The sequence below is a fragment of the Sulfurimonas sp. NW15 genome, from assembly GCF_051132285.1.
Taxonomy (GTDB): Bacteria; Campylobacterota; Campylobacteria; order Campylobacterales; family Sulfurimonadaceae; genus Sulfurimonas; species Sulfurimonas hydrogeniphila.
Map to the genome: position 1 here is coordinate 116764 of NZ_CP093237.1, position 16452 is coordinate 133215.

18 protein-coding genes are annotated in these 16452 nt (G+C 40.4%); 10 read left to right on the forward strand and 8 right to left on the reverse strand.

Translation table 11 applies throughout. The features are described 5' to 3' along the window. Positions 1-3: 3 nt before the first annotated feature. From MLC52_RS00540 to MLC52_RS00560, 5 genes are all read right to left on the reverse strand, one after another. Complete coding sequence (locus tag MLC52_RS00540) at positions 4-972, reverse strand: FecCD family ABC transporter permease (RefSeq protein ID WP_434580778.1); 969 nt, start codon at positions 970-972, stop codon at positions 4-6. Beyond that, a complete protein-coding gene (locus MLC52_RS00545; RefSeq protein WP_434580780.1) occupies positions 965-1690 on the reverse strand; it encodes an ABC transporter ATP-binding protein in 726 nt (241 codons plus the stop codon). Before MLC52_RS00545 ends, MLC52_RS00540 begins: the two co-directional genes overlap by 8 nt. Next, complete coding sequence (locus MLC52_RS00550) at positions 1683-2501, reverse strand: ABC transporter substrate-binding protein (protein WP_434580782.1); 819 nt, start codon at positions 2499-2501, stop codon at positions 1683-1685. The genes MLC52_RS00545 and MLC52_RS00550 overlap by 8 nt, the downstream gene beginning before the upstream one ends. A gap of 12 nt (positions 2502-2513) precedes the next feature. Further along, positions 2514-4436 (reverse strand): TonB-dependent receptor, encoded by a 1923-nt coding sequence (locus MLC52_RS00555; RefSeq protein WP_434580784.1) that lies wholly within the window; start codon positions 4434-4436, stop codon positions 2514-2516. Between the two features lie 177 nt (positions 4437-4613). Beyond that, positions 4614-4763 (reverse strand): hypothetical protein, encoded by a 150-nt coding sequence (locus tag MLC52_RS00560; RefSeq protein WP_434580786.1) that lies wholly within the window; start codon positions 4761-4763, stop codon positions 4614-4616. Between the two features lie 49 nt (positions 4764-4812). On the opposite strand from MLC52_RS00560, the gene MLC52_RS00565 reads away from it, so the two are divergent. From MLC52_RS00565 to MLC52_RS00595, 7 genes are all read left to right on the forward strand, one after another. Continuing rightward, positions 4813-6141, forward strand: a complete 1329-nt coding sequence (locus MLC52_RS00565; protein WP_434580787.1) for an NFACT RNA binding domain-containing protein — start codon at positions 4813-4815, stop codon at positions 6139-6141. A gap of 312 nt (positions 6142-6453) precedes the next feature. Continuing rightward, the gene (locus MLC52_RS00570; RefSeq protein ID WP_151901364.1) at positions 6454-6774 is read left to right on the forward strand and encodes a hypothetical protein; all 321 of its coding nucleotides are present in this window, start codon (positions 6454-6456) and stop codon (positions 6772-6774) included. A 37-nt stretch (positions 6775-6811) separates the two neighbouring features. Further along, complete coding sequence (locus tag MLC52_RS00575) at positions 6812-7567, forward strand: phosphatidate cytidylyltransferase (RefSeq protein ID WP_151901363.1); 756 nt, start codon at positions 6812-6814, stop codon at positions 7565-7567. Beyond that, positions 7568-8647 carry a 1-deoxy-D-xylulose-5-phosphate reductoisomerase gene (gene dxr, locus MLC52_RS00580; RefSeq protein WP_434580789.1) on the forward strand — a complete coding sequence of 360 codons (1080 nt, stop codon included), beginning with the start codon at positions 7568-7570 and terminating at the stop codon, positions 8645-8647. Beyond that, positions 8638-9615: a tRNA (adenosine(37)-N6)-threonylcarbamoyltransferase complex transferase subunit TsaD gene (gene tsaD / locus MLC52_RS00585; RefSeq protein WP_346389125.1), complete on the forward strand. Its 978-nt coding sequence runs from the start codon at positions 8638-8640 to the stop codon at positions 9613-9615. The genes dxr and tsaD overlap by 10 nt, the downstream gene beginning before the upstream one ends. Before the next feature lie 127 nt (positions 9616-9742). Next, positions 9743-10249: a thiol peroxidase gene (gene tpx / locus MLC52_RS00590; protein WP_151901360.1), complete on the forward strand. Its 507-nt coding sequence runs from the start codon at positions 9743-9745 to the stop codon at positions 10247-10249. 181 nt (positions 10250-10430) lie between these two features. Beyond that, a complete protein-coding gene (locus MLC52_RS00595) occupies positions 10431-11183 on the forward strand; it encodes a TIGR04219 family outer membrane beta-barrel protein (protein WP_434580790.1) in 753 nt (250 codons plus the stop codon). A gap of 243 nt (positions 11184-11426) precedes the next feature. Here the strand turns inward: MLC52_RS00595 and MLC52_RS00600 are convergent, their stop codons facing one another. Genes MLC52_RS00600 through MLC52_RS00610 form a run of 3 tightly spaced genes read right to left on the reverse strand, consistent with a single transcriptional unit; the run spans position 11427 to position 13357 of the window. Next, a complete protein-coding gene (locus tag MLC52_RS00600) occupies positions 11427-12227 on the reverse strand; it encodes a UDP-N-acetylmuramate dehydrogenase (RefSeq protein WP_434580792.1) in 801 nt (266 codons plus the stop codon). Beyond that, entirely contained in the window at positions 12227-12493 is a 267-nt protein-coding gene (gene fliQ, locus MLC52_RS00605; RefSeq protein WP_151901357.1) for a flagellar biosynthesis protein FliQ, read from the reverse strand. Before fliQ ends, MLC52_RS00600 begins: the two co-directional genes overlap by 1 nt. Then, positions 12494-13357 carry a menaquinone biosynthesis family protein gene (locus tag MLC52_RS00610; RefSeq protein WP_434580794.1) on the reverse strand — a complete coding sequence of 288 codons (864 nt, stop codon included), beginning with the start codon at positions 13355-13357 and terminating at the stop codon, positions 12494-12496. It abuts the gene before it with no gap. 103 nt (positions 13358-13460) lie between these two features. Here MLC52_RS00610 and MLC52_RS00615 point away from each other — a divergent pair, with 103 nt between their 5' ends. From MLC52_RS00615 to eno, 3 genes are all read left to right on the forward strand, one after another. After that, the gene (locus MLC52_RS00615) at positions 13461-13943 is read left to right on the forward strand and encodes a hypothetical protein (RefSeq protein WP_346389128.1); all 483 of its coding nucleotides are present in this window, start codon (positions 13461-13463) and stop codon (positions 13941-13943) included. A gap of 159 nt (positions 13944-14102) precedes the next feature. After that, positions 14103-15140, forward strand: a complete 1038-nt coding sequence (recA, locus tag MLC52_RS00620) for a recombinase RecA (protein WP_151901354.1) — start codon at positions 14103-14105, stop codon at positions 15138-15140. A gap of 41 nt (positions 15141-15181) precedes the next feature. Beyond that, complete coding sequence (eno, locus tag MLC52_RS00625; RefSeq protein WP_434580796.1) at positions 15182-16447, forward strand: phosphopyruvate hydratase; 1266 nt, start codon at positions 15182-15184, stop codon at positions 16445-16447. The last annotated feature ends 5 nt before the right edge of the window (positions 16448-16452 follow it).

Below are 16452 nucleotides of genomic sequence, written 5' to 3' on the forward strand. Positions count from 1 at the left end.
TTGTTAGCGTTTTTGCGCTCTTGAGATGATAAGATAGATAAAAAACGGCCCGCCGATAATGGCGGTAATGATTCCGATAGGCAATTCACTTTGTGTCTGCAGTGTTCGTGAAACTGTATCACACAGTACCAAAAAAAGACCGCCAAAGAGTGTTGTTTTTATGATTCTTTTGCTGATGTTTACAGGATAGAGTTTATGGACAATATGAGGCACAATTAATCCGACAAAACCGATAGGTCCGCTGATACTGACAAGAGTACCGATAGCAAAAGAGGAGATGACAAGCAAAATAACAGTGACTTTTTTTGTATTGACTCCTTTGAGTTGGGCCTGGTCTTGCGAAATACTCAGAAGCTGCAATTCAAACCGGTACATGTAAACAGCGATAAAGAGTATGATGGCGGAAAAGCTGATGATAAGAGGATACTGCCAGCCGATAACGGAGAGAGAACCCATTGTAAAACGAATGAGCATATCATTTTGCATCGCACTGCCAAGATAGAAGATGACCATCAACAGGGCACTGTAAAAAAGCGAAAGTGCAATACCTAAAAGTAAAAGAGATTCTGCATGACTCTGGCGTAAAAACCGGGAAAGATACAGGAGTAAAAAGACAGTAAACAAAGCGCCAAAAAATCCAAAAACAGAAATGGCGGCAAAACCGAAAAGGAGAGTGCCGAGTGAAAGTTTTATGGCAATGCCAGCACCCAAAACCGCTCCGCTCGATATTCCCAAAGTGTATGGCGTCATCAGGGCATTTCTAAAGAGCGTTTGAAACAGCAGTCCGCTGAGTGCCAAAACAGCACCTGCAAAAAAAGTGAAAAGCACCCTGGGAAGGCGCAGAGCAAAGAAAATCTGTGCATCAAGAGAGTTTGGATGAAAGATATTTTGCAGATGCAAATCAACAGAACCGACAAAAGCCGAGAGTAAAAATACCGCTGTCAATGCCAGCCAGATAAGTTTTCTAATCATACTTTACCGCCAAGGATGCAAATTTAACACCGTAAAGCTGTTCGAGTGTAGTATCATGAAAAAACTCTTTTTCGTAGTAAACTGCCGATTTGTTTTTTAGAAAAAGAACTGGCGTATTAATGTAGGCGGCAAGATGCAGATCATGGGTGATAAGTATAACAGTATGTCTTTTTTTGAGCTCGTTTATATGATTTGCAATTATTTTTGAATTGTGCGGATCGAGATTTGCTGTAGGTTCATCAAAAATAATGATTTTGCTTTGCTGCGTGAGTGCCTGTGCAATGAGAGCCAACTGTTGTTCTCCTGAACTGAGTTCACTGACAAGATGTCGGCCAAGATGCGAAATATTTAAAAAGGAGAGCATCTCTTTTGCAATTTTTTTATCTTCATCAGAGTAGTCAAAAAAACTTTTTTTATAGGCAAATCTGCCTAAAACCACAAAGTCTCTTACTGATATGTCCGGATCATAAATTTCGAGTTTTGCAGGAATATAAGTAATGAGTTTTGCTTTTTCATTGAGAGAAAGTGCCTGTATGTTTGTATCTTCAAGCAATATTTCACCTTTGTATGGCACAAGAGAACAGATGGCTTTTGCCAGTGTACTCTTGCCAGAACCGTTTGCACCGAGAATACTCAGGTGGGTATCTGTCTCCAATGAAATGTTTTCAAAAACAGTTTTGTTTTTATAGTTACATGTAAGTGCACTGAGCTTAATCATTCATTTGCCTGCAGAGTCGCTGAATGGTTAAAGCCACTCTTTGTGAGGGAATATGCAGATAATCTTCATCTACAACAGAGATTTTTTTGTTTTTTGCGGCTTTGGTTGGCAGAGCATACCAGTTTTGCAAAGCTTTTTTCACATTGACATTGGGCTCGGTGGCATGTGAATGTAAAATGATGATCTGCTCCGGGTTTAAAGCAATAACATTTTCATAATTTAAAACAGGCTGGTTTGTTGTATGTGCGGTGTAGGCGTTTGTGTTGCCACAGGCTTTGATAATGTCGTTAAAAAAGATGTCATGCCCCGCTATATAAATGCCGTTTCGCAAATCTTCTTTGAGCCCGTAAACGATCATGACACTGTGCGGATGTTTGGATTTCTTTGCGTTTGTTAGTGCATTAGTTATGTTTGTATTAAGTTTTTTCGCGTTCTTTTGCGCAGCGAGGGTTTCGCCGAGTTTTTTTATGGAATTTTGTATGTCAGACAAGGTTTTGAGTCTGAGCATCAGTGTTTTTATATGAAATTTTTTCAGTCTGTTTAATGTGTTTTGATTGAAAGTCTGTCCGATGACAAGTGTAGGAGAAAATGCTATAATTTTTTCTATGTTAGGCGTTTGGTATCCTCCGATGACAGGCAGTTTTTGTGCTGCTTTTGGATAAAGCGAATAACTGCTCGTAGCAACAAGTAAATTGTCGCGATGCAGACCGTAAATTATTTCGGTGATGGATGGGCTCAGAGAGACAACTCTCTCATTTGCCCAAAGATTGAGTATAAAAAAGGGGATAAGGAGAAAAATTTTTATACTCACGGGTTTTTCCTTTTAGTATTTTAGGTTAAAGCCAAAAATAGCCGTTGTCGTAAAGTTTACAGGGTAAATGGCATCATCTCTGATCCATAAACCGTTTTTTTGATTAAAAAGATTGTTTATTTTAACAAAAATTTCGTAATCTTTTTTTGCATAGGTACAGGAAACATCCGTACTTGTGTATGCCTCCTGTCTTTGTGCCAAGTTGTTGTTAAAGTCATTTGCGGCGTAGGCACTCGAACGGTATACTTCAGTTATTGCCAGGGTTGTAAATCTGTTTGGCAGATAATTGAGCGTTGCTTTGATGTTGTGGTTGCTGACACCCGGTAATTCATTTCCTGAATAGTCTTCGCCGTTTTCAATTTCATCATCTATAATTGCCTGCACATAATTATAGTTAAAGACTGCATTGAAGTTTTGAGAAAAAAGATATTTGTCATACAGATCAAAACCGTATTTATGTGATTTGTCAATATTTGTATTTTTTGAATTTACATAGGTTGGATCCGCATAGTAGTAGATCTCATCATTCATACCAATATAATATATTGATAATTTCAGTTTGTTTGTTCTTGTGATTTTGTTGTAACCGAGTGTAAAACTGTTTGACTTTGACGGTTTGATAAACTGGTTAAACGTTCCGCCATAATTAAAGAAACGATCGATATTTGGTGCCTGATACCCTTTTGCATAATTAAAAAACAGTGATTGTTCCTTGTCCAGCATATAGTTGTATCCAAGTTCTATACCATGCAGTGTGTCATCTTGACTGAGTATGTTTCCTGCAGAGGGAGCATATTCATAGGAGACTTTTTCGTACCGGTAGCCGGCTTTGAGTGTTGTTGCTCCTAGATAGATGTTTGTTTTGACAAATGCAGCTTGATTTTTCTTAGTTGTTCGATTTGTAGAAGCTTTTCTTGTGCCGTCAAACAGATAGCCTCCTCCGATAACTTCATAGTTCTCTTTGATATACTTTAAAACAGTATCTGCCGAGTTGTAGCTGTATGCAAATTCACTGTTATAGGTAATGTAGTTTGAAGTTTTATACTCATGATTGTAGTTCATATCCAAAGAGAGCGTATCTGTAATATCATAGGTAAGACCTGTTCCGATGACATCACTGCTGGCTTTTTGATGGACACCTGCGAAAAAAGAGTTGCTTTTTTGTGTCGGGTCTTCATTGTATTGGTCCAGTGTCAGACTGCTTGCATACCAGACATCTATATCTGATGTCAGGGCGTTTGCTCTGAGCTCTAGGTTTTCAAGTGCCTGGTAGGCGATGTCAAAACTGAAATTTGAAAATTTATTTTCAGCCTTGTTGCCATTGTTGTCAATATATCGAATACCTCCGTGCTTTTGAACTTCTCCATTGAGATTGTAGGAAAGTTTATCGTCGATATGCCCTATGTTGAAAGTTCCGTCAAAAGTATTATAGCTTCCTGCATAGAATCCTACCTGCGTACGGTCTGTTTTTTTTGTTATTATATTGATAACGCCGGCATTTGCACCGTCTCCGGCTTCAACTATGCCGCCTGCTTTGATGATTTCTATTTTCTCAATCGCATCAGGAGAAATACTTGCCAAAAGCTGTGGTACTCCGTCGATATTGTTTAATCTTCTTCCGTTTACTTTTATGACAATGTTTTCATATCCGTCTCCAATACCAAAACCGCGCATGTCAATTTTCTGAGAAAAAGGGTTTCCGTAAGAGGGCATTGTAATTACAGAAGTCTGCTGGTTTAAAAATTCATAAATATTCTGCACATGGGCTTTTTCTATATCTTTGGCTGTGTAAACTTCTACGGCATCCGTAGACTGTAACTCATCTGTTTTTATCGCAGTTGCAGTGATTTCTAATGGCGCAAGAGTAATTTCCTGGGCATGAAGCTGACTCAAAAGAGCGACACTGAGAAGTGAGAGTTGTATTGTTTTTTGCATATGTATCCTTTTCGTTTTATGGTTTGTGCTTTTTTTGAAAGCAAGATTTTAATCTCAATATTATTAAGTTAGACATATTTTCCGGAATCCAGACTTTAGTCTGGGCTGTGCGTCTTGAAAGGCTAAATCCTAGGTTTCGAGAAGCATCTTAGTTTTTAGAGAAATTGCTGGGTAGAGTTATGTTGCAGGAGGAGAATTGATTTTAATTTTAAGAGGTTTGCCGTCAAGTGTACATATAGAACTGGACAGAGCAATAATCTTTGTTAAAGAGATATATGCCTGGATTGCTGCTAATGTAAAGTAGTTTTTACCGAAACCTTTAGGCATATTTTGGGGAATCCTCTTTTGTTTTTGAAATTTTAGCTAAAATACTCTTATGAAACTTTCACATTTAGAACAAATTACTGATTATTTACAAAATTTTAAAAAAATATCTGCTGCATTTCGGGTAAGCGACAGCATCATCAAAATTGTTTTTGACAAAAATGATGCGCTCTATTTTAACATGCAACGCTCGAATTCAAGCATATTCAAATGTGAAGAGTACCCGCGTTCCAAGGTCTATAATGCCCCTTTTGATGTCATTTTAGCCAAACGGTTCAACCGTGCAAACGTCTTACATGCAGAACTGCTCAATGATGATAAAATTATACGCATTAAAACCTCTCTGGCTTCTGCTTATAAAGAAGAAACAACCTACCTGCAGATAGAATTTACGGGAAAATATACCAATGTCATTATTCTGGATGAAGAGAATATTGTGCTTGAAGCACTGCGTCATGTTGATCTGTTTTCCTCTTTTCGGGAGGTTCGGGTTGGGCAAAAACTGCTGGATGTTCCGCCTGCGCCTTTTGTGGCAAAAGAGTATCCGCTTGAGGATGTGGAAGCATTTTTATATGAAGTGTATGAAAAAGAGCAAAATGCAAAACTTGAGGGAATGAAAAAGCAAAAAATTTCACAGCTTGAGAAAAAACTGCAAAAACTGCAAAAACTTTATGCGAAACTTGATTCACAGGAGAGCCTGGAAAAAGAGGCACAGGAAAATGGGCATTTGGGCAATTTGGTGCTCTCAAATGTGCAAAACATCAAGCCCTATGCAAGAGAAATAGAACTGGAAGATTATGACGGTTCAAAAGTGCACATAGCATTGCAAAAACGCTATCCCACTCCTTTTATGATAAGTGAAATGTTCTTTTCCAAAAGTAAAAAAGCAAAACAACGTGCCAAGCATCTGCATATAGAAGAGGAATCTCTACGCTCAAAAATAGAACATCTCAAGCGCTTTATACATGTAATCAAAGAGGCAAAAGATGTGGCAAAGATAGAGATGCTTTTGCCCAAAAAAGTACAAAACAAAAAAGTCAGGCAAAATGACTCCATAGAAGTGTTTTGGATAGAAGGCTATAAAGTGCAACTGGGAAAAAATGAAAAAGGCAATGTCGAACTTTTAAAAAATGCACGCGCAAAAGATATATGGCTGCATATGAAAGACCGTCCTTCCGCCCATGTCATCATTACCACTGACAAGCAGAATCTCCCGCAAAACATCATTTTGGCAGCGGCAAGACTTTGTGTAGAATTCAGTACCGCTTCAAAAGACCGCTTTTTGGTCGATTATACTCCAAGACGGGAAGTCACGATACAAAACGGGGCAAATGTGTTGTATAATAAGTATAAGACAATAGAGGTAGATACAAGAGCCTAGCAACAGTCGGCACTGAAGTACCGATTCCGAAAAGTTACTACAGTTCGGAACCCATCCTTTAGGGTGGGCTGAGAATGGCGAAAAGGTAGCAACAGTCGGCACTGAAGTACCGATTCCGAAAAGTTACTACAGTTCGGAACCCATCCTTTAGGATGGGCTGAGAATGGCGAAAAGGTAGCAATAGCCGGCATTACAGTACCGATTCCGGAAAGTTTTGGAACCCATCCTTTAGGGTGGGCTGAGAATGGTGAAGAAGTAACAACAGCCGGCACTACAGTACCGGTTTTGTGAACCAAAAGGAAGGAGGAGCCTATGAGTGTCGGAGCGATCGGAAATGTAGTCTTGGTAAACCAGATGACGCCTGCCGTCACACCTTTGCAGGGCAATCAATATGTCCGCTTTGATTTGCAAAACCTTGCCGCACAGGCTGCTGTGCAGGAGAAAGAAAAAGAGATAGAAGAGGTCCGTCCTACCGAAGAGAGTCATGCAATAGACCCAGACCGTGAACACCAAAGAGAAGAAGCGGATCAGGAAACAAACAATCTTCCAAAAAACCAGGGGCATGAAATTGTTGAAGAAAAGAGTGAGGACGAACCGGACGAACCACTGCATCTATTAGATATTAAAGTCTGATTTGGTATAATAATTCAAAAATTTACAGGAATTTTTTATGAGCATATTACGAGATAGTAGAGAGCGGATAGTCACAGGATTGGCACTTTTGGCCGTTGTGCTGATTGTCGGATTGATAGACAATTTTTTTGTTATGTGGCTTTTTCTCGGGACTGTATACATTTTGGCTTTTAAAGAGGCTGTGGTGCTTTTTGGTGTAGAAAAAGATAATCTTCTGCCATATGCAGCAGCCTTATGGCTTATAGCCGCTTTTTACCCTTACGGGGATGATTTGTTTGTGCTTGCAGGCGTCGGCTATGCATCTGCTGTGGCGTATGATAAAAACCTGAAATGGGTTGACTTTTTACCGTTTATCTATCCGACGGCAGGGCTGCTTTTTATTTTAACAATGTATGAAGAGTATGGCGTACTGTCACTAGTCTGGCTGCTGGGTGTAGTTGCCCTGACTGATATCGGTGCCTATTTTGTAGGCAAAAGCATAGGAAAAACAAAATTTTGTGAGACAAGTCCGAACAAAACCCTTGAAGGTGTCATAGGCGGTGTAGCCCTTGCAACATTTGTCGGCGCATTTTTGGGTGTTTTTGCTGTTGATTTCTGGATTGCTCTTGTCATCTCTTTTATGGTTGCTCTGAGCTCAATATTCGGCGATTTGTTTGAGTCGTCGCTCAAACGCAGTGCCGGGGTAAAAGACAGTGGTGATCTGCTTCCGGGGCATGGCGGCATACTTGACAGAATTGACGGCTACCTTTTTGGTGCGATTGTCATGCTTGTACTGCTTCGCGGACTGGTCTAGTTGATACTTTTAGGCTCGACAGGTTCCATCGGTGTCAATGCTTTGCTGGTTGCCAGACGTTTTGGTATAAAAGTTGAGGTGTTGGTTTGTGGTAAAAATATTACACTTTTAAATAAGCAGATTAAAGAACATAAGCCAAAAATTGTCGTTGTAGCAAATAAAGCAGATGTTGCAAAAGTAAATCATTCTCGTGTTTATAGTGGAGAAGAAGCTATATTACATGTAATAGAAGAAGCAACCTCCAAACTTGTAGTAAATGCACTGGTAGGTTTTTTAGGCCTGCGTCCGACACTCAAAGCCATAGAGTGTGATAAAAAAGTGGCCCTGGCAAACAAAGAGTCACTCGTTGCCTGCGGCAGTTTCATTGATACATCAAAAATTCAGCCCATTGACAGTGAGCATTTCGGGTTGTGGTATCTGTTGCAGGAGAGACCGGTAAAAAAAATGACGATTACAGCAAGCGGCGGAGCTTTTCGTGACTGGGAGATAACAAGACTGCATACAGCAACACTCTCAGATACACAAAAGCATCCAAACTGGTCAATGGGGCAAAAAATCACAATTGATTCGGCAACCATGGTCAATAAAATGTTTGAGCTGCTCGAAGCACGCTGGCTCTTTGGCGAGGGAGAATATGATGCCATTATTGAGACACAGTCTTTGATTCACGCGATGATAGACTTCAAAGACGGCTCAACCACAGCACATTTTGCCAATGCGAGTATGCAGTTGCCCATAGCCTATGCGCTGGATGAAAAAATGGATGAAGCGATTTTACCGCATGTTGATCTTGTACAGGTGGGACGTCTGGAGTTTCGCCAAATCAGTCCGGAGCGCTATCCTGTCTGGCAGATTAAAGAAGATCTGCTGAAAAATCCGCAAAGAGGCGTTGTTGTCAATGCGGCAAATGAGGCGGCTATTGAGATGTTTATCGCCAAAAAAATAGGTTTTATGGATATCAGTAAAATTATTATCAATGCGTATGAAAATTTCAGTGATGCACTCCCTTTACATGTAAGCGATATATTCCTTATAGATCAAGAAGTGCGAAAATATGTAGGAAAGAACAGATGGTTTTAAGTATAGAAAGTTCCTGTGATGACAGTGCAATTGCTGTAACAGAAATAGCAACAAACAGGCTCGTTTTTCATAAAAAAATTTCTCAGGAGATTGAGCACAGCGTATACGGCGGTGTTGTTCCGGAACTGGCAGCACGCCTGCATGCAGAGGCTTTGCCAAAGATTTTGGAGCAGTGTGAGCCCTATTTTAAAAAGATAAAAGCGGTTGCGGTGACAACGAGCCCGGGACTTGCCGTTACGCTGATAGAGGGGGTTACCCTGGCAAAGGCAGTGAGTGTTGCACTTGATATTCCGCTTATTGCGGTCAATCATCTTACCGGACATATTTATTCGCTTTTTATTGAAAAAGAGACGCTTTTTCCTTTGACGGTTCTGCTTGTTTCAGGCGGACACACACAAGTGATGGAAGTAAAAAGTCTGACAGACATTGCAACAGTTGCAAAAAGTATGGATGACAGTTTCGGTGAGAGTTTTGACAAGGTCGCAAAGATGATGGGGATGGGATATCCCGGCGGACCGGTTATAGAAAAACTTGCAAAAGAGGGCGACAGAAAAAGATATGACTTTACCGTTCCTCTGCTGCGAACACCAAAATTTGCTTTTAGCTATTCGGGACTGAAAAATGCGGTTCGGCTTGCTGTTGAAAAATCTGAACCGCAAGACTATAAAGATATAGCGGCTTCTTTTGAATATACTGCAAGCAAACATCTTGTACACAAACTTAAAAAATATTTTCAGACAAACCCTCCGAAAAACTTTGCCATTGTCGGAGGCGCAAGTGCAAACCTGTATCTGCGAGGGGAAATAAAAAAGCTGCTGCAGCCTTATAATGCACAACTACTTTTGAGCGATTTAGAGTACTGTTCGGATAATGCGGCTATGATAGGGCGGGTTGCAGTGGATATGTACAAGCAGGGGATGTTTACTTCCTTGGAAGAAGTGAGTGTAGCAGCAAGGGTAAAGATGTGATAAATTAAATTTAACTTAAAGCAAGGTTTTCTGAGCTTTAATAAGATAAATATTAGTATTTTAATTGTACAATTCCAACAAGAAAAATCAAACATTCAAAATGAGTGTTAAATAAAGGAAATTGAATATGGCAACAACTAAATTCAAAGGTACAGACGTAGAGTTATTAGGAAATGAAGTAAATGTAGGTGATAAAGCACCAGAAGTTAATGTAGTAAACTCAGATGGTTTGGGTGATGTAAAAGTTGGTGGTGCTCAAGGTACAAAACAACTTATTATCGTAGTTCCTTCACTTGATACAGGTGTATGTGCTACAGAAACTCGTAACTTTAATGCAAAAGCTGCAGAACTTGACGGTGTTAAAACTGTTGTTGTTTCTATGGACCTTCCATTTGCTGCAGGACGTTTCTGCTCAGCTGAGGGAATCGATAAATTAACTGTTGCTTCAGATTTCAGAAACAAAGACTTTGCTAACGCATACGGTGTACTTTTAGGCGGTTCTCCACTTGCAGGTGTAACTGCTCGTGCTATCTTCGTAATTGATGAAAACGGAATTGTAACTTATAAAGAAATCGTTCCGGAAATCACTGAAGAGCCTCAGTATGATGCTGCAATAGAAGCTGCGAAAAAGTAGTCAGTTTCTCTTCTTGCCGCCATTGGTGGCAAAAAAGCAAAATGAGTATGTCTTATTTTGTTTCTCCTTCTGTTTGCATTTTGATTTATTCAAAATGCAAACGCTATCTAATCAACAAACTTTAATACTTCTCCCAAGAATCTCTGATATAATAAAGAAAATTATTACAACGGGGTTAAACATGAAAAAAATCTTATCTGCTATTGCTGTAAGTACAATTTTGAGCGCTTCGCTTTGTGCCGACATGGCAAGAGTCGAAATCGGTGCGGGTGCATGGGCACAGACACCGTCCGGTACAGCTGATTATAACGCTGGCGGCGGTGTCACAGGTACAAATACATTTGATGAAAAAAAAGACACATCCGCCTATGTGTGGATGCTTGTAAAACATCCGATTCCGGTTGTTCCGAATATCAGACTTGAGTATGTCAGTATCCATGCAACGGGTACGGCAACAGGTTCATGGGGTGGCGTGACTATACCTGGGTCATCAAACAGTGTTTTGGATATCAAAGAGTATGATATTATTCCTTACTATAATATACTGGACAACACTTTTTGGACAACAGTTGATCTGGGGCTGGATATAAAAGTGATGAACATGGACTACACAGTGGCACAAAACGGAGTGTTTCCGGGTTATCAGGATTCCTATACCGCACCTATTCCGCTTCTTTATGCAAGGGTAAGAGTGGAAATTCCGACAACAAACATTGCTCTTGAGAGTGATGCAAAGTATGTGACTACGGGTTCTTCGACTATTTATGACATACGTGCAAAAATAGACTATACCTTTGACATCTCACCGATTGTGCAGCCTGCCATTGAAATAGGCTACAGAACACAAAAAATAAAAATAGACGAAGACGGGGAAGATGTGAAAACAGATATGGATTTTTCAGGATTCTATGCAGGTTTAATGCTGCGTTTTTAAGAGGCGTTTTTTGGCCTGCAAGCTTTTAGCCCGCACTGAAGTACGGGTTCCGGGAATCATTGAGAATTCAGACTTCTGTCTCAATGCCATTAAGTTAAGATAAAAGTTCGATATCCTTTCGGAATCTGGGCCTTAGTTTTGAAAGAGACAAAGACCGCACTGAAAAGTACGGGTTTCCGGGATTATTTGGAACCCATCCTTCAGGGTGGGCTGAGAGTGAAAAAAACAGCGGTTGCATGCAAGTTAAAAGAGTATTTTTGTTTTTGTGTCTAAAATTACGATTTCTAACTCTAGTTTTATTCCAAAGTTGTTAAAAACTTTTTTTTGTGCTTCAGTTATAAGAAAAACGGCATCCTCAAAACTGCCGTTTCCGTGATTGACTAAAAAATTTGCATGGACTCTGCTGAACTCTATATTGCCGACTCTTTTGCCTTTGAGTCCTACCGCCTCTATCAGTCTGCCGGCATAATCACCTTCGGGGTTTTTGAAACAGCTGCCTGCACTCGGGGTTGCAGGCTGATTGGCACGCATTTTTTTAAACATTGTTACTTTTTCCTGACTAAAACCATATGCTAAAGAGAAAGCTGCTTCAAGTATGGGTTCTTTGATATTTGTTTTTCTGTAACCAAATTGTATCTCCTCTTTTACATGTAATCCGGAGGGGGTGGTAATACTGATAAGATTGTTAAAAATTTCAAACTCTTTGAGTCCGGCATTCATATAAACAAGACCACCGAGTTTTCCCGGAAGATGGGAAAGAAATTCAAAGTTTGCGATATTGTGCTTTTTACAAAAAGAGGCAATTTTACCCGAGGGTGTTGCTCCGCCGATTTTTAAAAGACCGTTGTTTATTTTTATATAGTTGTATTTTTTATCGAGCATCATCAGTTTTGGTGGATTGGGTCCTATAAGAGTATTGTTGCAGGACCCTATGAGAGTGTAGTCTGCCAGATCTGTAAAATCTTCTTCTAAAAGAGCAACATCAACAACATTCCCTATTTTAAAAGAGGAATATTTTGAAAAATCGATACTTTTAAACTGCATTACTCGACAAAGGTGGGAATCATATTAAATACACCGACAGAAAAGTCTGTCATCTCGTTGAGCATCCAGGGCATTGTAAGGACGATGACGATAACCACACCGATTATTTTTGGAATGAAAGAGAGCGTCATTTCATTGATTTGTGTTGTAGCCTGGAAAATACTGACAGCAAGTCCCAAAAACATACCTGTAAGGAGTCCGGGAAGTGCAAGATAGAGTGCAATCTGAAATGTCTGTACGCCAAGTGCTACGAGTTTTGCTTCCATTTATGACTCTCTCAGTGCCGTATACTCTGTAGGGATCAGATAGTCTCTGATCGCAACAGGTTTGTCGTAAAAGCCGTGTTCATAGCCTATTTCAAAGAGTTTGTCGATGGCTTCGTATTGAATATCGCTGAGGGTGATGGAGTCATCATTTGCATAGAGTTCAAGATATTTTGCAAGTGTCTGTGCATCTATGCGGACCAGGTCACGCTCTATAAGCATGTGTGAGAGTCTCTCTTTGTGGTCACGGGCAACCTGCACTGCTTTTGTCAGTGTTTTTTCATAATCTATTGCACGATTGAGAGGCAAAGAGCGACGGATTGCCATACCTCCGAGAGGCAGCGGCAACTCTTTGCCGGCAAGTTCCTGCCAGATATCCCACATTTCGCGTTCTACTTCAAGTTCGTCCGCAAAAGTTAATATACTTTCATGTATCAGTACTCCGGCATCCACTTTCCCCTCTTTGACGGCATTCTCTATTTCCAGAAAATTCATATAGCTTATGCGTGCCTCAGGGTAGGCGATGCGAAAAAGCATTGCATTGGTTGTATGTTTTCCGCTGAGAGCCACTTTAAAATTTCGTCTGAGTCGCTGACCCTTTCTTTTGATAAGTTTAGGGCCATAACCTTCACCGAAACTTACAGCCGTCCGAAGAGGAGCATACTCTTCTCTTATATGAGGATAAAGAGCAAAACTGATGGCTACAATATCATAAACACCGTTGAGTGCATCCTCATTTAGGGTTTGTATGTCTTTGGCGATGTTGTCAAAGCAGGTATCTTTCATATCTACCCAGCCAAATTTAATGGCATAGTACATAAAAATATCGTCTGCGTCAGGTGAATGTGCAATAAGAGTTTTTTTCATGGGTTTATTTTATCGAAAAATAGATAAAAAGAACTTTTTGATTAAATTAATAATAATGGGAGTATAATTAAATAACATTATTTTTAATATAAGGAGAACAGTTATGAGCAAAGAAGCATTGGTAAAAGTCTATGATAACTACGATGAGGCAGCAGAATTTGTCAATAAACTGCTGGCAAACGGTGTACTGAAAAAATATATTTCTGTCATTGCCAAAGGAGAACAGGAAGAAAAAAATGAATTTGAGTATAAAAAACACAGTGAAAATATAATTTTTTGGGGTGAGCAGGGTGCTTTTTGGGGCGGACTCTGGGGACTTCTGATGGGCGGTATTCTCTTCTGGGCTCCGGGAGTCGGACCCATAGTGGCAACGGGGCGAATACTTGCATCTATCGCCGGGATGGCAGCAGGGGCTGTAATGTTTGGCGCAACCGGAGCGATGACGGCCTGGCTTGTTGATTTGGGCATAGAAAAATCTTTGGCGGAAAAATACGGAGATATGATACAGGAGAACAAAATACTGGTTATTGTGCATGGAGATGAAGCTGCCGTAGCAATAGCAGAAAAAACTGCAGGTGAAAAGTAAATTATTTTTATTTACTTCTTTTTATGTTTTTTAGCTAAAATTTCATCAAATTCTATGGAAAAAGAATATGATTAAAAATATGGCAAAATGACATAAATTTAAGCATATTGCAAATTTTTACATAAAATAAGTCTAAATTTCATAATAAGTGAGTCCAAAATGGATGCAAACAAACAAAAATCATTAGACTTGGCGATGAAGCAGATAGATAAAGCCTTTGGCAAAGGTGCTTTAATGCGCCTTGGTGATAAGGATATTGTGCCGATCCGGTCTATAAGTACAGGTTCTTTGGGGCTTGATTTGGCACTTGGAATAGGCGGTGTACCGCAGGGAAGAGTCGTTGAGATATACGGGCCGGAGAGTTCCGGTAAGACAACTTTGGCGCTCCAAATTACGTCTGAATGCCAAAAGGCCGGAGGGGTATGCGCTTTTATAGATGCAGAACATGCACTTGATGTCATCTATGCGAAGAATCTTGGCGTAGATATTGACAATCTTCTGGTTTCTCAGCCTGATTATGCTGAGCAGGCACTTGATATTGTAGAGACGATTGCGCGAAGCGGTGCTATTGATCTGATCGTTATAGATTCCGTGGCCGCATTGACACCAAAAGTTGAACTTGAAGGTGAGATGAATGATCAGCAGGTCGGTGTTCAGGCCCGTCTTATGTCTAAGGCATTGCGAAAGCTCACAGGTGTGCTGAGCAAAATGAACTGTACGATTATATTTATCAACCAGATTCGTATGAAAATCGGTATGATGGGGTATGGCTCACCTGAGACAACATCAGGCGGGAATGCTTTAAAATTTTATGCTTCTGTCCGTATAGACGTGCGTCGTATAGCTTCACTGAAGCAGGGGGAGAGTCAAATCGGTAACAGAGTCAAAGCAAAAGTAATTAAAAATAAAGTGGCCCCTCCTTTTCGTCAGGCAGAATTTGATATAATGTTCGGAGAAGGAATCTCAAAAGAGGGTGAGCTCGTTGATTATGGTGTAAAATTAGACATAATAGACAAAAGCGGGGCTTGGTTTTCTTATGGAGAGACCAAACTTGGTCAAGGCCGTGAAAATGTCAAGGCAAAATTTAAAGATGAGCCGGAACTTGCAGCTGAGATTGAAGAGAAGGTTAAACAGGCGATGGGCATGAGCTCTCTTATGACGATGGATACTTCTGATATAGCAGAAGCCGACGCATAAAAAGCCTTTGAATATTTAAAATTTTTAAGAAGGTATGATATATGTTTATTGATGATGTAAGTGCAATTGAAGTAATGGACTCCCGCGGGAATCCGACAGTAAAAGCGACAGTAAGACTGAGTGACGGAACAACCGCAAGCGCAATAGTACCCTCCGGGGCAAGTACCGGAAAACGTGAAGCTTTGGAGTTGCGTGACGGCGGTGATCGCTACATGGGCAAAGGTGTTTTAAAGGCTGTTGAAAATGTGAATTCTCAGATTTCTGATGTGCTTATCGGGATGAGTCCTTTTAACCAGGCTGTCGTTGATGCAACAATGAAAGAGCTTGACGGAACACAAAACTATGGAAATCTCGGGGCAAATGCTGTTCTTGGTGTTTCTATGGCGGTTGCACGTGCAGCTGCACAGAGTCTTGATATTCCTTTGTACCGCTATTTGGGCGGAGCCAATGCAATGGTTATGCCGACACCGATGCTCAATATCATCAATGGAGGAAGCCATGCTGACAATAATGTAGACTTTCAAGAGTATATGATTATGCCTGTCGGCTTTGAAGATTTTGCAACATCTTTACGCGCCGCTGCTGAAGTGTACCATAACCTGAAATCTATTTTAGCTGCAAAAGGACACAGTACAGCACTTGGCGACGAGGGTGGTTTTGCACCGGATCTGAGTTCGAATGAGGAGCCTATTCAGGTTATCATGGAAGCGATTGAAAAAGCAGGGTACAAACCAGGTGAAGAGATTGGGATTGCACTCGATGTTGCAGCAAGCGAGATTGTTACAGAGGGCGGATACAGACTGGAGTCAGAAGATCGCACACTCAGCAGTGAAGAGCTGGTAGCCTACTATGAAAATCTGTGTCAAAAGTATCCGATTGTCTCAATTGAAGACGGATTAAGCGAAGATGACTGGGACGGATTTAAGCTTATGACTGAAAAACTCGGCAATAAAATTCAGATTGTCGGTGATGATTTGTTTGTTACAAATGCCGCTATATTGAATGAGGGTATTCAAAAAGGTATAGCAAACTCTATTTTAATCAAGCCAAACCAAATCGGTTCGGTAAGTGAGACTATGCTGACAGTTCGTCTTGCCCAAAGAAACGGTTACACTTGTGTAATGAGCCATCGTTCAGGTGAGAGTGAAGATGCGTTTATCGCTGATTTTGCTACGGCACTTAACTGTGGTCAGATTAAAACAGGTTCGACTGCGAGAGGTGAAAGAACTGCAAAATACAATCGTTTGCTGGAAATTGAAAATGAAACAGTCTACAGTGAGTATTTAGGTTCGGCACTGTTTAGCTAGGTACC